This is a genomic window from bacterium (assembly GCA_013360215.1).
Classification (GTDB): domain Bacteria; phylum CLD3; class CLD3; order SB21; family SB21; genus JABWCP01.
Map to the genome: position 1 here is coordinate 1 of JABWCP010000034.1, position 20,579 is coordinate 20,579.

Annotated in this window: 16 protein-coding genes; 10 read left to right on the forward strand and 6 right to left on the reverse strand. The window is 47.5% G+C overall.

Going from position 1 to position 20,579, the window contains the following annotated elements:
* From HUU58_14425 to speB, 4 genes are all read right to left on the reverse strand, one after another.
* Positions 1 to 2,680, reverse strand: a 2,680-nt coding sequence (locus tag HUU58_14425; protein ID NUN46869.1) for a hypothetical protein, incomplete at its 3' end; no start/stop codon positions are given.
* Positions 2,681 to 2,864: 184 nt separating this feature from the next.
* Positions 2,865 to 4,487: an ABC transporter substrate-binding protein gene (locus tag HUU58_14430; protein NUN46870.1), complete on the reverse strand. Its 1,623-nt coding sequence runs from the start codon at positions 4,485 to 4,487 to the stop codon at positions 2,865 to 2,867.
* A gap of 211 nt (positions 4,488 to 4,698) precedes the next feature.
* Entirely contained in the window at positions 4,699 to 7,833 is a 3,135-nt protein-coding gene (locus tag HUU58_14435; GenBank protein ID NUN46871.1) for an exo-alpha-sialidase, read from the reverse strand.
* A 166-nt stretch (positions 7,834 to 7,999) separates the two neighbouring features.
* On the reverse strand, positions 8,000 to 8,815 hold the full coding sequence (gene speB, locus HUU58_14440; protein ID NUN46872.1) for an agmatinase: 816 nt from the start codon (positions 8,813 to 8,815) through the stop codon (positions 8,000 to 8,002).
* 147 nt (positions 8,816 to 8,962) lie between these two features.
* On the opposite strand from speB, the gene egtC reads away from it, so the two are divergent.
* Positions 8,963 to 9,763: an ergothioneine biosynthesis protein EgtC gene (gene egtC / locus HUU58_14445; GenBank protein NUN46873.1), complete on the forward strand. Its 801-nt coding sequence runs from the start codon at positions 8,963 to 8,965 to the stop codon at positions 9,761 to 9,763.
* 80 nt (positions 9,764 to 9,843) lie between these two features.
* On the opposite strand, the gene HUU58_14450 is transcribed toward egtC, so the two are convergent.
* Positions 9,844 to 10,392, reverse strand: a complete 549-nt coding sequence (locus tag HUU58_14450) for an NAD(P)H-dependent oxidoreductase (protein ID NUN46874.1) — start codon at positions 10,390 to 10,392, stop codon at positions 9,844 to 9,846.
* A gap of 124 nt (positions 10,393 to 10,516) precedes the next feature.
* The gene (locus HUU58_14455) at positions 10,517 to 11,431 is read right to left on the reverse strand and encodes an SPFH domain-containing protein (protein NUN46875.1); all 915 of its coding nucleotides are present in this window, start codon (positions 11,429 to 11,431) and stop codon (positions 10,517 to 10,519) included.
* A 171-nt stretch (positions 11,432 to 11,602) separates the two neighbouring features.
* Here HUU58_14455 and HUU58_14460 point away from each other — a divergent pair, with 171 nt between their 5' ends.
* From HUU58_14460 to HUU58_14500, 9 genes are all read left to right on the forward strand, one after another.
* Positions 11,603 to 12,496, forward strand: a complete 894-nt coding sequence (locus HUU58_14460) for a class I SAM-dependent methyltransferase (protein NUN46876.1) — start codon at positions 11,603 to 11,605, stop codon at positions 12,494 to 12,496.
* A gap of 59 nt (positions 12,497 to 12,555) precedes the next feature.
* The gene (locus tag HUU58_14465; GenBank protein NUN46877.1) at positions 12,556 to 12,900 is read left to right on the forward strand and encodes a hypothetical protein; all 345 of its coding nucleotides are present in this window, start codon (positions 12,556 to 12,558) and stop codon (positions 12,898 to 12,900) included.
* Between the two features lie 10 nt (positions 12,901 to 12,910).
* Positions 12,911 to 13,918 (forward strand): hypothetical protein, encoded by a 1,008-nt coding sequence (locus tag HUU58_14470; GenBank protein ID NUN46878.1) that lies wholly within the window; start codon positions 12,911 to 12,913, stop codon positions 13,916 to 13,918.
* A 128-nt stretch (positions 13,919 to 14,046) separates the two neighbouring features.
* Positions 14,047 to 14,943, forward strand: coding sequence for a dihydrodipicolinate synthase family protein (locus HUU58_14475; protein ID NUN46879.1), 897 nt, complete (start codon positions 14,047 to 14,049; stop codon positions 14,941 to 14,943).
* A 97-nt stretch (positions 14,944 to 15,040) separates the two neighbouring features.
* Positions 15,041 to 16,486, forward strand: a complete 1,446-nt coding sequence (locus HUU58_14480) for an aldehyde dehydrogenase family protein (GenBank protein NUN46880.1) — start codon at positions 15,041 to 15,043, stop codon at positions 16,484 to 16,486.
* A 2-nt stretch (positions 16,487 to 16,488) separates the two neighbouring features.
* Complete coding sequence (locus HUU58_14485; protein NUN46881.1) at positions 16,489 to 17,127, forward strand: GntR family transcriptional regulator; 639 nt, start codon at positions 16,489 to 16,491, stop codon at positions 17,125 to 17,127.
* A gap of 83 nt (positions 17,128 to 17,210) precedes the next feature.
* Positions 17,211 to 18,212, forward strand: coding sequence for a 4-hydroxyproline epimerase (locus HUU58_14490; GenBank protein ID NUN46882.1), 1,002 nt, complete (start codon positions 17,211 to 17,213; stop codon positions 18,210 to 18,212).
* 45 nt (positions 18,213 to 18,257) lie between these two features.
* On the forward strand, positions 18,258 to 19,517 hold the full coding sequence (locus tag HUU58_14495; protein NUN46883.1) for an FAD-dependent oxidoreductase: 1,260 nt from the start codon (positions 18,258 to 18,260) through the stop codon (positions 19,515 to 19,517).
* Positions 19,510 to 20,577, forward strand: coding sequence for a proline racemase family protein (locus tag HUU58_14500; protein NUN46884.1), 1,068 nt, complete (start codon positions 19,510 to 19,512; stop codon positions 20,575 to 20,577). The genes HUU58_14495 and HUU58_14500 overlap by 8 nt, the downstream gene beginning before the upstream one ends.
* Positions 20,578 to 20,579 lie beyond the last annotated feature (2 nt).

Below are 20,579 nucleotides of genomic sequence, written 5' to 3' on the forward strand. Positions count from 1 at the left end.
AGATCAGATACACATTCTGCTTCACCAGTACCGGCAGCGTGATGGCTTCATCCATCCCGGTACTTTCAAACTTTACGGTAATATTTTTTCGACCCAGTAAATCATGCGCAAAATTTTGCATCCGCAAATTCAAATCCGTGACCCGATCATTGCGCGCATCTATAGACCACACGATATCACTCATACTGGATATCACATTCCGGCTGAGATCTCCGATTTTATCCAGCATCGGGATAGAATCATGCAGCGTTTTGCTTTCTTTGGCTAAATCGGAGTACATCGCGATTTTTGACAGATTGGCACCGATATCGTCGTGCAGGTCGCTGGCAATTTTTACGCGCAACCGCTCCACCGCCAAAAGCCGGTTTACGCGATACTGATACACCCGCCATAAAATCAATCCGATGAGTACCAAAATCAGCAAGCGAAACCACCATGTCCGATACCACGGCGGTAAAATGCGAAACGTATAATTCGCTTCCCTTCCGATGACCCCATATACATTCATCGCTCTTACTCTAAATGTATACTCCCCTTCATTCAAGTTCGTATATATCGCGCGGTTCTCACTGCTCCATGCTGTCCAATCGGCATCAAAATTCTGAAGTTTCCACGAAAACTGCAGATGTTTAGTGTCGAGAAAATACGAAGCCGCGAATTCGAATGTCAGATTGTTATAACGGAAATCAATTTTCAAATTTTGATTTTCATAATTCGGCACGGGCATACCGGCATACAATACTGAATCGCCGCGCGTTTTTATCGTACGTATTTTGGCGTCAAAATTTTGCTTGAAATCATACCCGATACTCCGATCGTAACGGGATACACCGTCCGTTCCATAAACCCACAAATAGCGCCCGTCAATCATCATGCCCGTAGGATCAACTTCGGTATTGAGAAAAATTGTCGAATCATAAGACCATAATTGTTCACTGAGCGGTCTGATATGATACAATGCTCCGGCTTTGACCCAATATCCGACACTGTCGGCTACAATGAAAAACGTATTTCGTTTGCTACCGTTGATCATCGGCCCCAGCGTATTATCTTCCAATACGTTGATCAAACCATTTCTTTCTTCGAACCGGTATACCCCACGCATGGTATTAGCCGCTAAATGGCCGAGATTATAATTCACATAGGTATATCCATCGTACGGCATGGCAACATATCTGTGATAGAAGTATTTCCCTTCATGCGACATCATGATCAGAGCTGCACCTTTACTGACAAAACCCGCCCAGTACCGCAACGTGTCCTCTTGTTTTTCGCGAGATAAAACCAATGAAATTATTTCATCATGAAAATCATACAATTTTTCACGCGCTTTTGTTTTTTTGTTCCAACGGATTAACTGATGTCGAGAAGTTGCTAGCAGCCAATCCGGATGCGTAGGTACACTTTGGACATTTTGTGTAATAAAATCATTTTTGAATACTGTTTTAAATGCCGTATCAAGTAAAACAAACTCACCACCTTGCACCGCAAGATGCCCCCACACCGTATCGAGCATTGTTATTCGAAAATTGATATCGGGTATACGCACCCATTCGGATAATAGCGGAGAGCGCGCATCTTTTTTTTCATAATACAATCCCTGAGTCGTACCCATCACCATACGCCCGCCGTACCGCAGCATCGTGGTCACAGATCCCTGAAATCCTTGGCCGTCACGACGTGTTCGTATCGGATTGTGCCAATCAAAAGATATGATACCGTTTTCGGAGCATAACCAGATGCTCCCGTCTTGGGCCTGATACGCCGATTTTATATTATTGGTCGGCAATCCGTCTGTCATATCGGCCTGTACCAGCAGAAAGCCGGACGAATCCATCAATGCAATACCATGAGATGTACTGGTCAACAAATAGTTTCCATCTTTCAGTCGAATACATGATGACGGAACAAAAGCACTAATATCAAATGAAGATTTGAAAACCTGCAAGGTTTCCGTCAGCGGATCATACACCAAGGGCTCGGATTTGGATGTAAGTAAAAGATATTGACCATTGCGCCAGGGCACGATGCTCGAAACACGCCGCTCGCCGAGCGATTCAGAATTTTTTAAAATGGAAAACTCGAGACTTTGCCGATTGAGTACATAAATGCCTTCTCCCGGAATCGGCGCCCAAATCGTATTACCGACTTTAAAAATAAGGCGGAATCCTTTTTTTCTTTTCAATAACTTCGTTTCGCCAAGATGATAGCGTATCACACCGGCAAACGAACCAAAATAAACCTCATCATCTAATATTATCGTATTCCACACCTGCGTAATACCGTTGATCGAATCACGTAGACCTGTTGATAGTGAATAAAATTGATACATGCCGACCGTATCCGCTTTCAAAAAACCCCAATCGGAATGACCGCCTACCCAAATCGTACCCGTTTCACTAACGTCAATCGAAAATGCACCTCCCGGAATATCAAGCTGCGTTTTGCGCCATCGCTGTCCGTCAAACTGCAACACATAACCCGGTCCGCCGTTGGCAAACAGCATGACGCCGTCATGCGCTTGTACGGCACGCCAAACCTGTTGAAAACCTTCATAGGCTTTGGGGGGATAATAAATAAAGTCAGGTAACCCGAAACGCGATTGGGCGCGAATCGGGTTTAGTATGATTAGACCAAAAATTAATACGGTTAATGCACTGTACCGACGAAAATAGTTCATGAAAAACAACCCATTCGGTGAATAACATATTAATGTAGGTATCCGCACGTATCATTGCTACAGATTTTGCCCTACATCATAATGTAGGAGTTATTCGAAGATAAAAAAAAACCAGCATCATTGCAGGGCTTCGAAGTTATAAAACATTTCCGGAATGTAATTAATATTTTCAAAAAAACTGACTTCACTTTACAGCTTTACTTAACCAAACATTATTAAATCGTCGCACAGACGACGCGTAGGTTTGGAAATTCCTTACTCTTGCAGATAAAGGTACGTAGGCTATCGAATGCGCTAATGGTATAAAAGGAAGGTCGTCATTAAACAGTTCGCAAGCTTTGTTATATATTACGGCACGGCTCCGCGTATCTAATGTTTTTCGTCCTTGATCAATCAAAACATGCATGGCATCACTATCATAAAAAGAAGTATTTGTTGACAAATTCCCCTCCACAACGCTCTTATCAAGTAAGGGATGAAAAAAGAAATGCGGATCCGGCGCATCACCGATCCACCCCGATATACTCATGTCATACTCACCTTTTTTTCTACGCTCAAGAAATTCTTTCCATTCGGTAACGACAATTTGCACGTCAATGCCGATTACCGAAAGATCACGCTTAATCAACTCGGCTGCAAGTTGCCCATTCGGCATATATTCACGGGGGATAGGAATAGGCCACAGAGTACACCGAAATCCATCCGGATAGCCCGAAGTTTTCATAAACTTTCGTGCCGCTATCGGATCGTATTTTGTCATAGGAATATTATTATTATATCCCAAAACTTGCGGAGGTATAGGATTTTTTGCGATCCGCCCGTTGTCACCATATACCGCGGTAATGATCTCTTCACGGTTTATCGCATGCGCTATAGCTTTGCGTACATTTTCATCTTTAAAAAAAGATCGCTTAAGATTCATTGCAAGATAAGCGATATTCATACCAAAAGATTGAACCATCTTAACCTTAGACGTATCGTACGCACGATGAATGACGTTTTTAGGCGGCGCATCAGCAATGTCAAGAGAACCGCTCAACATCATTTTCCAGCGGGTTTCGACATCCGGAATCGTTTGAAAAATAAGAGAATCAATATACGGTGGTCCCGCCCAATAAGCTTTGTTTGAGCGAAGTACAACTCTATCGGCATCCCAGTAGCTAAATCGAAATGGTCCCGTTCCAACCGGATTTTTTGAAAATTCTTGGCGGGTCAAACTCACAGACTCCGGGCTTACAACCGACATAAAATTCAGTGTCAACAATCCGAGAAACGTTGCATCCGGTTCATGCAACGTAATACGAAATGTTGAATCATCCACCGCTTCCATACTTCGTACAATACGATCCATTCCAAAATTTTTCCAATCTTCAAACACTACCGATTCGCTTGCCGAGCCTTGCTTTTGCCTCAAAAAAGAAAACAAAACCGACGATGCCGTCAACTGCGTACCATCATGAAAACGGATACCCTGCCGCAGTTGGAAGGTATAAACTTTTCCATCCGAAGACACATCCCAGGAATGAGCCAAAGCAGGTTTGATACCGACGCGGCCTGGGATTTGCTCGACAAGACCATCAAATATATTTGCGATAATGACGGATGACTCCGTTTCTCCGGATTGCGCCGGGTCGAGAGTAATGGGATGCCCGCTTTTTCCATATACTAAGGCCCCGCCGTATTCTGGTTTTTTGTCTGATTGCATTTCATTACTGGCGGATGGTCCGCACGCAGATATGCTGCATATCACTAAAACGGATAGTACAACAAGGCGAACAAGAAAAGTTGTTTTATTAACTGTAAACATGGATTCACTCCTGATTTCAGACGGTGTGTACCAATGAATACCGTCAAAAAAAGTTTTGTGTGGATGGATATAGTGCAGAACCGAAATTACTACTGCATATCAATGATAAAAAATTCGATCCTCTAGCGCACCTCCATGAAAATGTAGTATATTGCAATAATAAAGCCCTACATCTCTGCAGGGCTTTGGCCTAAAAATATGTAGGACTCTATTACTTTTTCGTATCAATATTAATCGCCGGAAGCGTTTGCAAAGATGCTTCCGAGTTAAATCGTGGAATTTCTTTTTCTAAAATCGGCTTCAATTGAGCAAGCCATCGATCCGCTTTAGCTCGAATATCTTCGTAAACCGCGTATTGCGCATCGGTAGGACGCACATCCGCCGATGCGACATCCGCCGCCAAGGCCGCCAGTTTGTTATTAAGTCGCATCGGATAATTAAGTACATCCTGGCTGCTTTTGATTTTGGTTTGTATCAATTCGTTTTCGATCGCTGAAAGCGAATCCTGAATCGGCTTGGCCGATTTTTTCATAGCCGTCGCACTCGTCGAATCTTTGATACGGTTCAGATAATCCGTTATTTGTTTTTGTACATCTCGAATCCGATTAACGGCTTCATGAACCTCGTTGAGTTTTTTATGAATTCCACTGATAAGTTCAAATTGTTTTTTTAAATCTTCCGGCGATGTGTCCACACGAGGATCTTTGAGAATTTCAAATTTCTCCGTCCATGATTGCGAACCGATATGCATGCGCACTTGATATGTACCGGGTACGACTTTGGGACCTCTGATATTACCGCCCCACATGATCGCTCCGGCCACTTCCGCGGCATCCGGATAACGCATATCCCACACAAAGCGATTCATCCCTGAATCGGCAGGAACTACATCCATTCGTTTTTCTTTTTTCTTCTCGTAGAATTCTTTTGAACTCTCGATCGTTTTGCCTTTTTTATCTTTTTTGCTGGAGTAAGCGGTTATAAGATTACCCTCGGCATTCAAAAACTCGAGTCTTACTTCTTCCTTCGGCGGTTCTTTTAAATAATAATTAATCAATACACCGTTGGGAGGATTAGTCCCTACAGGAACACCGGGTTCGCTGTATTGAAATCCGTCCATGCGGTACGCGTCTCGCGGTTTGTAAAGCAATCCCGCTTGTTTGGCCCACGCATCCGCGATCTGATGGAGCGGTGTCAGATCGTCTAAGATCCAAAATGAACGCCCGTGTGTCGCCACGACAAGATCTTTTTCCCGCGTTTGTACGGCCATATCGTGAATCGGGACCACGGGAAGATTGAGTTGCAACGATTGCCAGGATTCACCGTCGTTGAATGACACAAACATGCCCGTTTCCGTGCCGGCATACAATAAACCCGAACGGAACGGATCGGCGCGAATCACACGCGTAAATGCACCGTTCGGAATTCCCTGCGTAATACGTTTCCATGTTTTGCCGTAATCCGTAGTTTTAAAAAGATATGGTTGCAGATCGTCAAACTTGTACCGCGTCGCCGCCACATAACAAACGCCGCCATCCATATACGACGGTTCGATTATGCTGATAAGGCCTTCGGGAAAATCTTTGGGCGTCACATTGTTCCATGTCGCACCATGATCACGACTGATATGTATCAAACCGTCATCACTCCCGGCCCAAAGAACTCCTTTTTCTTTGTACGATTCCGCCAGCGAAAAAATCGTATTGTAATATTCGACACTGGTGTTGTCTTTGGTGATCGGTCCGCCGGACGATAGTTGTTTAGATTTATCGTTGCGCGTAAGGTCACCGCTGATGACCGTCCAGCTCTGGCCCTCATCCGTTGAGCGAAATACGCACTGCGCCGTTACATATAGCGTATTTTTATCGTGCGGTGAAAAAACAATCGGGTACGTCCATTGGAAACGATATTTTTGATCAGCGGCACCCGCACCGATCGGATTGTCAGGCCATACGGCAATGTTCCGTTCCTGTTTTGTGGCCGCGTCCAATCGTGTAAGGTATCCTCCGTAGCTTCCTCCGAAAGTCACCGTCGGCTTCGACGGATGGGCAACGACATAACCGCTTTCTCCTCCTGCGACGATACTCCAATCGGCGAAGTCAATGCCGTAACTCGTGGTACGACTGCTGATACGAACGGTACTATTGTCTTGTTGAGCACCGTAGATGTTATATGGAAATTGATTATCCACGGATACATGATAAAACTGCGCTGTCGGAATATCCAAATCGGTCCACGATACACCGCCGTTGTAGCTTACCGCGGCCCCGCCGTCATCAGCGATGATCATTCGTTCCGAATTACGAGGATCAATCCACAAATCGTGATGATCGCCGTGTTTGGTTTCAAAATTTTTAAACGTTCGCCCGCCATCCACGGATTTGAAAAACTGTACATTGAGCGCATATACCGATTCCGAATTGACAGGATCGGCATAAATATGCGAATAATACCATGCCCGCTGGCGCAAATTTCGTTCTTCATTGGTGCGCCGCCATGTCTGACCACCGTCATCCGATCTGAAAACACCGCCGTTATCATTTTCGATACATGCCCACACGAGTCCGTCTTTGACAGGTGAAACGGAAATACCGATTTTTCCGATCACGCCTTTAGGCAAGCCGGGATATTTTGAAATATCCGTCCACGTTTCGCCGCCGTCGGTTGATTTATACAACCCCGAACCCGAACCTCCGCTGGTCATGCTCCACGCATTGCGATGAGCTTCCCATAACGCCGCATATACGATGCGTGGATTGCGCGGATCAAGCGCCACTTCGACCGCGCCGGTTTTATCGTCTTTGTATAAAGTTTGTTTCCACGTTTTTCCGCCGTCGGTTGTTTTATAAATTCCGCGCTCTTTATTGATACCAAAAATATGTCCCATTGCGGCGACTAAAACGAAGTCGGGATTCTGCGGATGTATCGCAATGCCGCCGATAAACTGCGTTTCTTTCAAACCGGTATGCGACCAGGTTTTGCCGGCATCAAGCGATTTGTAAATACCGTCGCCCGGCGTAATATTACCGCGAATGCACGTTTCGCCCATCCCGGCATAGATCACATTAGGATCCGATTCTGCTACGCTTAACGCACCGACCGCGCCGGTTTTAAAAAATCCGTCCGATACATTGAGCCACGTAATACCGCCGTCTGTCGTTTTCCATACACCGCCGCCCGTTGCGCCAAAATAAAAGGTCAACGGATCGCGCGCGTCACCGGCAACCGCGACGGAACGGCCTCCGCGAAACGGACCGATTTGGCGCCATTCCATAGATTTGTACAACCCGGGTTCCATGCCGCTTGGCACGTCCGTTTTTTTCTGTGTGAAAAGAAACCCCGGCATCAGGATCATTAGCATACCGACAAAACACACATGTTTCCGATTCATAGATTCCTCACTATGCGTTGGGTTATTACTTACTCATATCGAATGATTGATTTGACGTTTCCGCGTTTAACCAAGCAGTCATCAGGTTTCTTGTCTTTACAAAATAAAAAAGCAAGAAAACCTACAGCATGATCGCAGCTATTTCCTTAAATACTTTTGCCGCTACCATATCTGTCATGCCATGGGAATCCATTTCCGGGTTGTATTCGACAATGTCGGCGCCGATGATATCGGCATTAAGTGATTGGATGATACTTAACACTTCCCGCGTGGAAAGCCCTCCGGGTTCGCGATGAGATATACCCGGAGCAAAAGCAGGATCAAGGCAATCCATATCAAAACTAATATAAAGAGGAGAATCCCATCGTACATCAAAAATATCACGCCAGCGTTGCATCGTAAGAACCTCCACACCAAAACGCTGTGCTTGCGCACGTTGATGTCCATTGATGGTGCGAATTCCAACCTGCACCAGACGCTTCGCCAAACCCGACTCCATGATTCGTGCAAAGGGACTGGCGTGCGAATGCGGGTTGCCCTCGAAGTCCTCATACAAATCAGGATGTGCATCAAAGTGAAGAATGCTGAGATTACGATGCGTTTTCGCTGCCGCTTTGACCAGCGGAAAAGTCACGGAATGATCGCCGCCAAAGGCAATGACCTTCAAACCGGATTCATAAAGTTGACCGGCTGCACGTTCCGTCTCCGCAAGCAATTGCGACGGCTCCGGCGTTATATCTCCCATATCCGTAAAAATGCCTTCGGCACCAAGATTCATTTCATTTTCACTCCAAAGATTGGAGGAATCGCAAAAGAATGCGTTGCGGATCCGCTGCGGAGCGCCCGCTGCGCCACGTTGGTAGGATGAGTTTTGATCAAATGCCACGCCTAATAAACCGATGCGTCCGGCTGACGGAAATACGGGAAAAGCGTTCATATTGGCCTCGTGACTTCACAGGAATGTTTTATAAATTTTTTTAGTGTACGGAGCACCCATACGCACGCGTAAAGTTAAACGCGTACAATGATGTGTGTTTTATTTTTCATAGTTGGTTTTTTTCCCTTCAAAGCGTATCATACACCCATGTGCCGATTAGTTTTATACAAAGGCCCGGCAATATCGCTAGGTCACCTGCTTCACACACCGAAGCATTCAATCATCAAACAAAGTTATGAAGCGCGGGAGATGCTGCGCGGAACAACCAACGAAGACGGATTCGGACTGGCGTGGTATGCGCCGCATTGGTCCGACGAACCCGCCGTTTATCGCAGTATCCAACCGATCAGCAATGATGTCAACATGCATACGATGGCCGGCAAAATAAGTTCGGACATCATTTTGGCGCATGTACGCGGCGCTTCCGAAGGTATGCCCGTCGCGATCACCAATACGCATCCTTTTGGTTGGCAACGTTATGCTTTTATGCACAACGGCGCCGTGGATGAATTTCGCTCACGGTTTTTTCCGGAATTATTCAACGATATTCATCCTTCGCTTTGGCCGCACATCAAAGGCAATACCGATTCCGAACATGTTTTCGGATTATGGTTAAGTTACCTTGGTTTAGATAAGAATGCGTCGTTGCATGAACAAGTATCGGCGCTTCGTCGCACATTTCAGCGATTGGAAACCATCGCACAAACACAAAACTTAGACATCGTATTGAATATCGGAATTTCCGACGGACAGAACATCATTGCCGCACGGTTTCATTACGGAAGCCGCAAAGCTACATTGTATTACAATGACCATCTCACGTTATTTCCCGATGCTGTGATGATCGCATCCGAGGCGCAAACCGATGATGCAGGATGGAAACCCGTACCCGAACGCAGTATCCTCACAATTACTTCAAATAACATCCTTCACATTGAAGCATTTTAAAAGCTTCACTCCAATTTAAACCTGTAATACAATGCCTGGCCAAATGTACGTTGGTTAGGCGCGATATTTTTCGAAGCCTTCTATTTTTTGCTTAAGGCCTGTGTCACATGTAATAATTCATGGACTGCGGCTTGCAGCATTTCGATCTGTTTAGGATCGATGAGTTTCCCTTGTTCATCAAACGCTTTGGCGGCCGACGGAATACCTACCTGACGCGGAATAACGAACGCGTTAAAAAATACGAGCATCTGCCGCATGGCAATAAATAAACGTACACACCCGAACGGCCCTTGTGTCGCACCGGTGAGCATGACGGGTTTATCATGCAACGGACGCTCTTTGCTTCGCGAAACCCAATCCACAGCGTTTTTCAAACCGCCCGGTATGTTATAGTTATATTCCGGTGAAACAAAAATAACCGCATCGGCACGTTTTACACGTTCGGCAAGGCGTTGCGTTTCCGGAGGCGTTTTATCACCGTCCAGATCACCGTCAAATACCGGAAGCACGGTTTCTTTCAAATCCACCACATCCGTTGTGTGCCCTTCAAGCATCGGCAAAACATTATTCAATAGTTTTCGGTTGAACGAATCTTTGCGGAGACTGCCGAGAAAAAGTACAATATGCATAACGATGCGCTCCTTGTCTTTATGTTTTGTTAACGAAATTTTCCGAGTGATTCGCTCAGGATATAAAAAACGGGTCCGTGACAGAAATATTCCGCACACTGACCCGTTCGATTTAACAAAGAAATTATTGCGGTTTGGCCGGCTGTTTTTTATTTGCCTCTCCGGCCGTGATCATCGCATCGCGAATCTGATCAGCTATCGCATTGAGTCCGCCCGGGGAATGGGGCATCAGAATTGTATTGGTATGTGAATGTTCACCCAGATTTTGCAACGTATCAAAATACTGCGTCATCAAAACAAGCATCATTACGTCTTTGGCGGAAGAACCTTCGACCGCCTGCTGAAATTGTTCGACGGAATCGCGCAATCCTTCGATGATGGCTTTACGTTGATCGGCGATACCTTTCCCCTGAAGTGCTTTACTCTGCGCTTCGGCCTCGGCCGCTTTGACCTTGAGAATACGATCGGCTTCGCCTTTTTCGGCCGCGGCCATACGCATACGCGTTGCCGCATTGATTTCATTCATCGCTTCTTTCACTTTGGCATCGGGATCAATGTCGGTGACCAGCGCTTTGAGTACGGCATATCCGAAATCTTCCATCGTATCGCTAAGCTCATGACGCACGGCATCCGCGATCTCGTCTTTTTTCTCAAACAAATCATCCAGTTTGAGCTTGGGCACACGCGCACGCACAAGATCAAATACGAACGAAGTTACTTGCTGATGCACATTGGATAACTTGTAATAGGCTTCGTACACTTTTTCCGGTATCACAAAAAACTGAACGGATACTTTGAGATGTACGAATACGTCATCCTGTGTTTTGGTTTCCACAACGACGTCGAGTTGCTGCACGCGCATATTGACCCGTGCGGCGATACGATCCACCATCGGAATTTTAAAACGTAAACCCGACTCGGCCATCCGTGTAAATTTTCCGAAACGCTCGATCACGGCAACGGTTTGTTGCTTGACCACAAAAAAAGCGCTCATGATAATCAGAAACAGGATAAACCCTGCAAACGCCAAACACATCATTTCAAAGCCCATATTTGAATCTCCGTTTTAATGGATACGTTACGTGATATTTTGTTATATGATTAAATTCCTCAATGGTATCATTTTAAAAAAAAGAATGGACATTGGCTAATGAATTCGCGTATTTTCGCGCCAATGAAATAAATCCATACTGAACGCATTCATCGCCCCATGCTTGCTGAACTGGCTACCGAAATCATTCCCCGCTCCAATACTTTATCTATACAGCGAGTACTTCCGCATGTATTGTGCCCCGAGTGCCGATCCGCATCATTCAAAATGTATGCTGACGGATCTACGGAATTATCGGTGCTGACGCACGGCGTGATCGTTTGCCAATCCTGCCATCATTGTATTCGTTTTGAAGACGGTATCCTCGAAGTGCTCAAAGAAAAACCGGATCATCTTTCGCCCGCACAACATAGTAATTTTTTTCTCCCGGTGGCCGCCGGTTATCAAAAATGCTGGCGTACGTGGTGTATGCACATGATGTGCGGTACGTCGTTCCCCAACGAAAAAGAAGCCACGCTTCTGATCTCATCGCTCCAACTTTCGTCGTTACCTTCGTCGGGCATAATCCTGGATCTCGGCACCAGCCATGGTTTCTACGCGGTTGCGATCGCTCAAGCGCTCGAACGCATGCAAAGTGATGCCCTTGTACTGGCGATAGATATTTCCAAACCCATGTTGCAGCGTGCTGTTCAGAGAGCCGAAGAGGCCGGCGTTTTACATCGCATAATTTTTATTTTAGGTGATGCCGAAGCGTTACCTTTGGCGGATTCGACGGTTTGTCGCGTAGTAAGCGGCGGTTCGCTCAATGAATTTACCCGGCCCGATGTCGCCATGAGCGAAGCCGCGCGAACAACACAAACCGATGCACTTTTTTTTAATATGTTCCTTCATCGCACATCATGGACGGCGCCGCTTTTATCCTTGATCGCCACACTTTCCGGTTTGCATTTTCATACGGCCGGCACGTACAATGCCCTTTTCGAAAAAACCGGATGGCGTATGGATTTGGCAGAGACGCACGGCATTGTAACTTTTGCACGTCTGAAAAAATAGAATCGTTTTTTGATTTCGGTTTTTATTGAACACCACATCATTGTATTTTAGTTTGTGTTATGCGAGAACAAACCCATCCTATCCAAAGTATCGAAGAAGAACTGGCGGAAGCGGAGTTATCGCTCCATAGTGGTAATGACGGACGCGCGCGGGTACAATCACGCCGGGCCGTAGGATTGGCTGTCACGGCATGGCATGCCTCCCGCGGCGAATTCTCAAGACGTCCTGCGATCGAGCATTTGCGCCATATCGCGCAGGACGCAGCGCTGCCGACGCCCGTACAAAAAGCCGCCGCACGTCTGATCAAAAACGTCAACGATCGCTTATCCGCTGATTATACGTTACACCCGGTACGCGACGCACGCATTATCATCACTTATTTTTTACAACGTCTAACCCCTTAACCCATCGCCTATGTTTTCAACCATATTCATCATCATCGCCGGTACCGCCATCACCATTGCCGGTATCACCGCGTATAACAAAATCAAAGGCCTGATTCTCAGAAAACCCAAAGGCTTCCATCTTAACCTCGTCGAGTTTTTCCTCGTGCCGGTCGTGGCGCTTCTGATCGTTTTCGAGATATGGTCGCGCATCGTGGGTACCCAGGAAGTGCACGCTCTGGAAATGAGCGGCAACATGCTCTGGGCGCTCGAACACGTCTCACGCGGCACCGGTAATTGGGGCGAACGTTTTTCTCTGCGCAATGTATTTGGTATCCGCGTCAGCGACGGCACGTACCTTTATAAAAAATCCATGGAAGGCAATTTTCAACGTATCGCTCAAAAAGAAAATATCGCCTGGTGCTGGGATGATGAAACGATCGTCGGTGTCGAATCTTCGACCGGCGATGTGAAATACACGATTGATCCCGATCGGTTTGAATCGTTACCGGCGTTTCGCGATGGGGTGGCCGGTTTTGATATGAAAGCCGATGGTATCATACGTGCCACTAATAAATCCGGTCAGACGATAAACATTGACCCGCTCCATTTTACGGAAATCGCTGCACCGCCGGATACAATAGCATCCGAACCCATTACGGCTTCGTCGGATTCTTTCAAGTTTGCTATGTCCGATACGACGAATGCGCAATTGGTCAACGCGGCCGGCCAAATTATTTCTAAAGACATTTTAACGCACGGGCGGATTTTGCAAGTGGATCCCGTTCAAAAAATCATCATCACCCGGCATTATGAGAATAACGATCCGCAGGATTTTATCATATCCGCGTACCTTTTTAACGGGACATTGCGCTGGCAGGTACGCTATGATCAACTCGGTGTTCGGCGTTTTTTCCTCAAAAAGAGCTTATTGGCGCACAGCCTGATCGCCGATGAACGGTTTATATTTTCAGCCGGCAACTTTGTCGTCGCATTGGATATTGCAACCGGCAGGCTTTTATGGAAAACGGCGTTATAAGAATACCCTTCTTTAAAGAAACTATGTTCGCAGATCGGATCGATTATTTTATAATCGCGTTTTAAAAATTTATTGTCTTTCAAATATTCTGTGATATATTACACGTATATTACAAATGGAGATAAAACATGCATTCCACATGGCAAGGAATATTTCCTGCAACGACAACTAAATTTAAACCCGACTTCAGCGTAGATTATGCGGCGATCGAAAAGCATACGACGTGGATGCTGGAAGCCGGAATTCACGGCCTCGTTGTTCTGGGTTCTCTTGGAGAAAACCTCACCCTCACCGAAGACGAAAAACTCGCCATACTCAAAACGGCATGCAACGTTTGCGCCGGAAAAATCCCGGTCATTGCAACCGTGATGGAAACTTCCACGGCCAAGGCTTGTGCTTTTGCAGAAAAAGCTGCACGCGCCGGAGCACAGGGATTCATGGTATTGCCCGGCGTTCCGTATCCGTCCGATGCCCGCGAAACGATCGCACATTACCGCACGATCGCCAAAGCAACCGACATCCCGATCATGATCTACAATAATCCGGTGGCTTATAAAGTAGACATTACACCGGAAATGTTTGCGGAAATGGCGGACGAACCCCATTTTGTAGCGATCAAAGAATCGTCCGATAATATTAGACGCGTGACGGATATCTATAATCGCGTAGGAAACCGTTATCGGATTTTTTGCGGCGTGGATGATTTGGCTATGGAAGCGCTCACTCTTGGCGCGGACGGATGGTTGGCCGGGTTGGTAGTAGCTTTCCCGCATGAAACGGTAGCAATCTACAATCTCGTGCGCGAAGGTAAAATGCAACAAGCGCTCGAAATCTACCGATGGTTCATGCCGCTGCTGCATCTGGACGTAAACACCAAATTTGTCCAAAACATCAAACTGACGGAACAATTGGTCGGTGTCGGTTCGGAGATCGTTCGTGCACCACGATTGCCTTTGATCGGAGATGAGCGTGCGCGCGTCGAACATATCGTCCGGGAAGCTTTAGCCAAGCGTCCGAAGCTCTGACAAAAAATCTGATTTACTATATCCGATCCGGGATGTACATTGATCGGCACTTCTTTGGTTACACATTCTGTAGTTCTCATCTAAACAAATATTACACATGACCACCGATATCAAACGTTTGTATATCAACGGTTCATGGATTGACGGTGGCGATACGTTTGCCAATATCAATCCGTCCGATACGTCCGACCTGATCGCTCATTATGCCGTCGCCACGGCCGATCATGTACATGATGCCGTCGCATCCGCCAAACAAGCTTTCCCCGCATGGTCGCTTTCCACTCCGCAACAACGGTTTAATATTCTCGACGCCGTTGGTGGTGAAATTTTAGCACGGCAAGATGAACTAGGCCGTTTGCTGTCGCGAGAAGAAGGAAAAACATTGCCCGAAGGAATCGGCGAAGTGGTACGCGCCGCGATGATATTCAAATTTTTTGCCGGAGAAGCTCTGCGTGCAGGTGGCGAACGCATGGCCTCCGTACGACCGGGGGTTATGGTAGATATGATGCGCGAACCGCTCGGTGTCGTCGGACTCATCACGCCATGGAATTTTCCGATCGCAATACCGGCGTGGAAAATAGCCCCGGCATTAGCATTCGGTAACTGCGTCGTTTTTAAACCGGCTGAATTAGTCCCCGGTTGTGCATGGGCTTTGACCGAAATTTTACACAAAGCTGGAATTCCCGCCGGTGTGTTTAACTTACTCATGGGCAAAGGATCTGTCATCGGTCGTACGATCGTTGAGCATCCCGATGTAAATGCCATTAGCTTTACCGGCTCCGTCGGTGTCGGACGACAGGTTGCGGCACAGTGTGCGGCACGTTTGGCCAAAGTACAACTGGAAATGGGAGGGAAAAATCCTCTCGTAATCTTAGATGATGCCGATCTGTCCGTCGCCGTCAACGCCGCCGTACAAGGTGCCTATTATTCCACAGGCCAGCGATGCACGGCGTCAAGCCGCCTTATCGTGACCGAAGGTATTCATGATGCATTTGTGAAAGCTCTGACGGACAAACTTCAAACCCTGCGCATAGATGATGCATTGGCGCAAGGCACGGATATCGGCCCGGTCGTTGATCTGACACAGATGAATAAAGACCTCGAATACATTACTATCGGCGCACAAGAGAATGCACATCTTGCGTTTGGCGGTGTCGCACTCGAACGCAGCAAAAAAGGTTTTTACCTGCAACCCGCGCTGTTTACAGAGACTACCTCTGCCATGCGAATCAACCGCGAAGAAATTTTCGGCCCGGTCGCGTCAGTGATACGCGTTAAAAATTATGATGAAGCCTTAGCTATGGCCAACGATACCCCGTTCGGTCTGACGTCGGGTATCTGCACGACTTCGCTTAAATTCGCAGAACACTTCAAGCGGCACGCGCAGGCCGGCATGGTGATGATCAATCTGCCCACTGCCGGAGTGGATTATCATGTACCCTTCGGAGGACGCAAAGGCTCCAGCTATGGGGCGCGTGAACAAGGCACGTATGCACGCGAATTTTATACAACAGTAAAAACGGCATATACCTTTGCGGGGTAACTATGAAAGTCAGTCTCACCGATCAGGCCTACGATAAAATCGAAGAGATGCTCGTCACGTTAAAATTCAAACCCGGAACGATCATATCCGAACCTGAAATCATCGAACGGATCGGCATGGGGCGCACTCCGGTCCGCGAGGCTTTATTGCGATTGGGCAAGGAACACATGATCAAAGCCATTCCGCGCAAAGGCATTTATATCAACGAAATCCACATCACCGATCACATCGCGTTGATGGAAACGCGTCGGGCACTGGAACGCATTATTGCTATGCGTTCGGCCAATCGCGCTACGGCGGAACAGAAAAAAGAACTGACCCGCCTCTCGCAACGTATTGTGGATGCCGCGAAAAAAAATGATATCGAAACGTTCATTCATGCCGACCATGCGTTTGACCTTATCATCAGTGAAGCCTGTCGCAATCCGTATGCCTCCGAAGCCTGTGCTTCGCTTCGCGCGCATTGCCGACGCTTCTGGTATCGTTTTCATCATGATCAGGATTTGGTAACTTCCGCTAAACTGCACGCTGAGGTTATGAGTGCTATCGTCGCAGGTAATGAAGTGCGCGCGGGTACCGCCTCCGACAAACTGATGGATTATCTGGATCAGATGACGCGCGTTGCGATGAATAAAGGATAAGAATTAGAATTTAGAATTTAGAATTTAGAATTTAGAATTTAGAATTTAGAATTTAGAATTTAGAATTTAGAATTTAGGTCATTATGTCACGACATACATTTTCATGCATTGATGCACATACCTGCGGCAATCCGGTACGCGTTGTTACCAGCGGCGGTCCGGCACTCTTAGGCGCTAATATGAGTGAACGCCGTCAGCACTTTCTTCGCGAATTCGACTGGATACGTAAAGCGCTTATGTTCGAACCGCGTGGTCACGATATGATGTCAGGCAGCATTTTTTATCCTCCGATTGATCCGGCCAATGATGTTGCGATATTATTTATCGAAACGAGCGGCTGCCTGCCGATGTGCGGTCATGGCACGATCGGCACAGTCACTGTGCTCATCGAGCAACGTTTGATCACGCCGCGCACACCCGGCATCCTCCGCTTGGAAGTTCCCGCCGGTATCGTCGAGGCACATTATACAATCCAACATAATAAAGTGACCAGTGTTCGCATCGTCAATATCCCCTCGTTCCTCCATTCGCAAAATCTTACCGTCGAATGCCCCGATCTCGGCGAAATCACACTGGATGTCGCATACGGTGGTAATTTTTATGCGATCGTGGATCCGCAAAAAAACTTTAAAGGTCTTGAGACGATTTCTGCCGGTGATGTTTTACGATGGAGTCCGATCGTTCGCCAGCGTATCAACGAAAAATATACTTTCACCCATCCCGAAAATCCCACGATTTGCGGCTGTTCCCATTTACAATGGACGGGCGCTCCGACACAAAACGAAGCCCACGCCCGCAATGCCGTATTCTACGGTGATAAAGCAATTGACCGCTCGCCCTGCGGCACAGGCACTTCCGCGCGCATGGCCCAGTGGGCGGCCAAAGGAAAACTCAAAACCGGCGATACGTTTGTACATGAAAGTATCATCGGAAGTATGTTTCGCGGGCGCGTGGAACGCACAACGCATGTCGGTGATTACGATGCCATCGTTCCAAGCATCGAAGGATGGGCTTACGTCACAGGTTACAATACGATTTTTATAGATACGGATGATCCCTACGCATACGGTTTTCAAGTTATGTAACGGGATACGGTAAACATATAGAAAAAATTTAATTCGGATACGCAAATGAGTTCAAAAAAAACAGATGTCGCCATCATCGGCGGAGGTGTGATCGGATTATGTACAGCGTATTACCTCAATAAAGCCGGCATCTCGGTTACGATCATCGAAAAAAAACAGCCCGGCTTTGGTTCGTCTTTCGGCAACGCCGGTCTCATCAGTCCTAGTCATTTCGTTCCTCTGGCGGCGCCGGGTATGGTTGCCAAAGGTCTCAAATGGATGTTTGATGCAGAAAGTCCATTCTATATTCATCCGCGCCCGGACATTGATCTTATCACATGGCTGTGGAAGTTTATGCGCGCGAGTACCGATAAGCGCATGCGCCCGGCTATGCCGGTATTACGCGATATGACATTAGCCAGTCAGCAGCTTTTTCATACCATTGCCAATGAAGAGCGTTTTGATTTTGCTCTGGAACAAAAAGGCCTCATTCTTTTGCATGATACCGCCGAAGGTGAAAAAGCGCATCATCACGAAGTAGCTTTAGCCAATGAAGTCGGCGTTACGGCACGTATGATCTCGCGGGAGGAGATTCACCAAATGCAACCCGGCGTAAAAGTGCGCGCCACGGGCGGCGTATTTTTTCCCCAAGACGGGCATCTCATCCCCGATCAGTTTAACGCCAAGCTCACGTCGTTATTGCAAACACGCGGTGTGCAGTTTATGAACGAAACCGATGTATTTGGCTTTGTCCCCAACGGCAAAGCGGCGGGACATCTGCGCACCAGCGAGGGTGACATCCATGCGAATCAGTATGTCGTGGCGGCCGGCGCATGGACGTCCGATCTGCTCTACGAAATCGGTATTGCACTCCCGGTGCAAGCCGGTAAAGGCTATAGCGTGACCGTTAAGCGCGACAAGAATAATCTTACGATTCCGATCATTTGTACCGAAGCGCGTGTAGCCATTACCCCAATGGGCGATACGATTCGTTACGCCGGTACGCTGGAGTTGAGTGGTAACGATCTGACCATCAATCCGCGTCGCGTGAAAGCGATACTCCGGGCCGCAGACCGCTATCTTGAAAATTTTGATGCACAATCGTCGGATATACAAACAGCCTGGGCCGGCCTTCGCCCGTGTTCACCGGACGGATTGCCTTTCATCGGCCGATTTAAGCGCACTCCCAACGTAATCGCCGCGACCGGCCATGCGATGCTCGGTATTACTCTAGGACCGATTACCGGGAAACTGGTCTCTGAAATTGTTACCAATGCACCCCAAACCATTGTATCACCGTTATTGGATGCAGACCGCTATGCCTGAAAAAAAATCGGTATTTGAAAAACGCCTGCGCGCTATGCAGCGTTGGGAAGCGCCCGCATCGTGGCGGCGTATCGAAACGATCGAAGCGCATACCGGCGGTGAACCGCTCCGCATCATCATATCAGGATTACCGCCGATCAAAGGCCAAACCATTCTTCAGAAACGGGCGTACCTCAAGACGCATCTTGATCATCTCCGTACGGCGCTGATGTGGGAACCGCGCGGCCATGCCGATATGTACGGTTGTATCATCACTCCGCCGGTGGAAAAAAATTCCGATTTCGGTGTGATTTTTTTGCATAACGAAGGTTATTCCACCATGTGCGGCCACGGCATCATCGCTGTTACCAAAGCGGCCGTAGAAACCGGACTTATTCATGCACGCGGTACGAAAGTCACACTGCGCATTGATTCGCCCGCAGGACTGATCACTTCCATAGCCCAAATCCGGCGCGGCAAAGTGCAATCCGTTCGTTTTCTCAATGTTCCATCGTTTGTACAAACTTTGGATGCCGTCGTCGACATACCGGGATTGGGACGCATACGTTATGATCTTGCGTACGGCGGTGCATTTTACGCTTTTGTGCACGCCGAAGATGCCGGTGTAACGATGGATGCGGCAGGATATCGCGGCCTTATCGAACGCGGCATGATGATCAAACGCGCTGTTATGCGGAGCGTAGCCATGCAACACCCATTCGAATCGGAGCTCAATTTTTTATACGGTACGATTTTCACCGGCCCGGGACATACGACCGGCGCAGATTCCCGCAATGTCTGTATTTTTGCCGACGGCGAAGTGGATCGAAGCCCGACAGGAACGGGAGTCAGCGCGCGAATGGCTATTCACCATGCGCGCGGTGCGCTTCGCACCGGTGAACCGATGGCCATCGAAAGCATTACAGGCAGTCGCTTTGTGTGCCGCGTTCATGCGACGACGACGTATGGTAACTACCCGGCGGTGATCCCCGCTATCGAAGGCACGGCGCATCTCTGCGGAAAAAGCTCCTGGATTATAGATCCTGCCGATTCGCTGCAGGACGGTTTTTTCTTCCGTTAAAA

Excerpts from the sequence above, each read along its gene's own strand:
- HUU58_14450 (NUN46874.1), bottom strand. The coding sequence starts at position 10,392 with ATGCATATTGTACTTTTTCTCGGCAGTCTCCGCAAAGATTCGTTCAAC.
- HUU58_14495 (NUN46883.1), top strand. The coding sequence starts at position 18,258 with ATGAGTTCAAAAAAAACAGATGTCGCCATCATCGGCGGAGGTGTGATC.
- HUU58_14475 (NUN46879.1), top strand. The coding sequence starts at position 14,047 with ATGCATTCCACATGGCAAGGAATATTTCCTGCAACGACAACTAAATTT.
- HUU58_14470 (NUN46878.1), top strand. The coding sequence starts at position 12,911 with ATGTTTTCAACCATATTCATCATCATCGCCGGTACCGCCATCACCATT.
- speB (NUN46872.1), bottom strand. The coding sequence starts at position 8,815 with ATGAACGCTTTTCCCGTATTTCCGTCAGCCGGACGCATCGGTTTATTA.
- HUU58_14430 (NUN46870.1), bottom strand. The coding sequence starts at position 4,487 with ATGTTTACAGTTAATAAAACAACTTTTCTTGTTCGCCTTGTTGTACTA.
- HUU58_14490 (NUN46882.1), top strand. The coding sequence starts at position 17,211 with ATGTCACGACATACATTTTCATGCATTGATGCACATACCTGCGGCAAT.
- HUU58_14500 (NUN46884.1), top strand. The coding sequence starts at position 19,510 with ATGCCTGAAAAAAAATCGGTATTTGAAAAACGCCTGCGCGCTATGCAG.
- HUU58_14485 (NUN46881.1), top strand. The coding sequence starts at position 16,489 with ATGAAAGTCAGTCTCACCGATCAGGCCTACGATAAAATCGAAGAGATG.
- egtC (NUN46873.1), top strand. The coding sequence starts at position 8,963 with ATGTGCCGATTAGTTTTATACAAAGGCCCGGCAATATCGCTAGGTCAC.
- HUU58_14480 (NUN46880.1), top strand. The coding sequence starts at position 15,041 with ATGACCACCGATATCAAACGTTTGTATATCAACGGTTCATGGATTGAC.
- HUU58_14465 (NUN46877.1), top strand. The coding sequence starts at position 12,556 with ATGCGAGAACAAACCCATCCTATCCAAAGTATCGAAGAAGAACTGGCG.
- HUU58_14460 (NUN46876.1), top strand. The coding sequence starts at position 11,603 with ATGCTTGCTGAACTGGCTACCGAAATCATTCCCCGCTCCAATACTTTA.
- HUU58_14455 (NUN46875.1), bottom strand. The coding sequence starts at position 11,431 with ATGATGTGTTTGGCGTTTGCAGGGTTTATCCTGTTTCTGATTATCATG.
- HUU58_14435 (NUN46871.1), bottom strand. The coding sequence starts at position 7,833 with ATGCCGGGGTTTCTTTTCACACAGAAAAAAACGGACGTGCCAAGCGGC.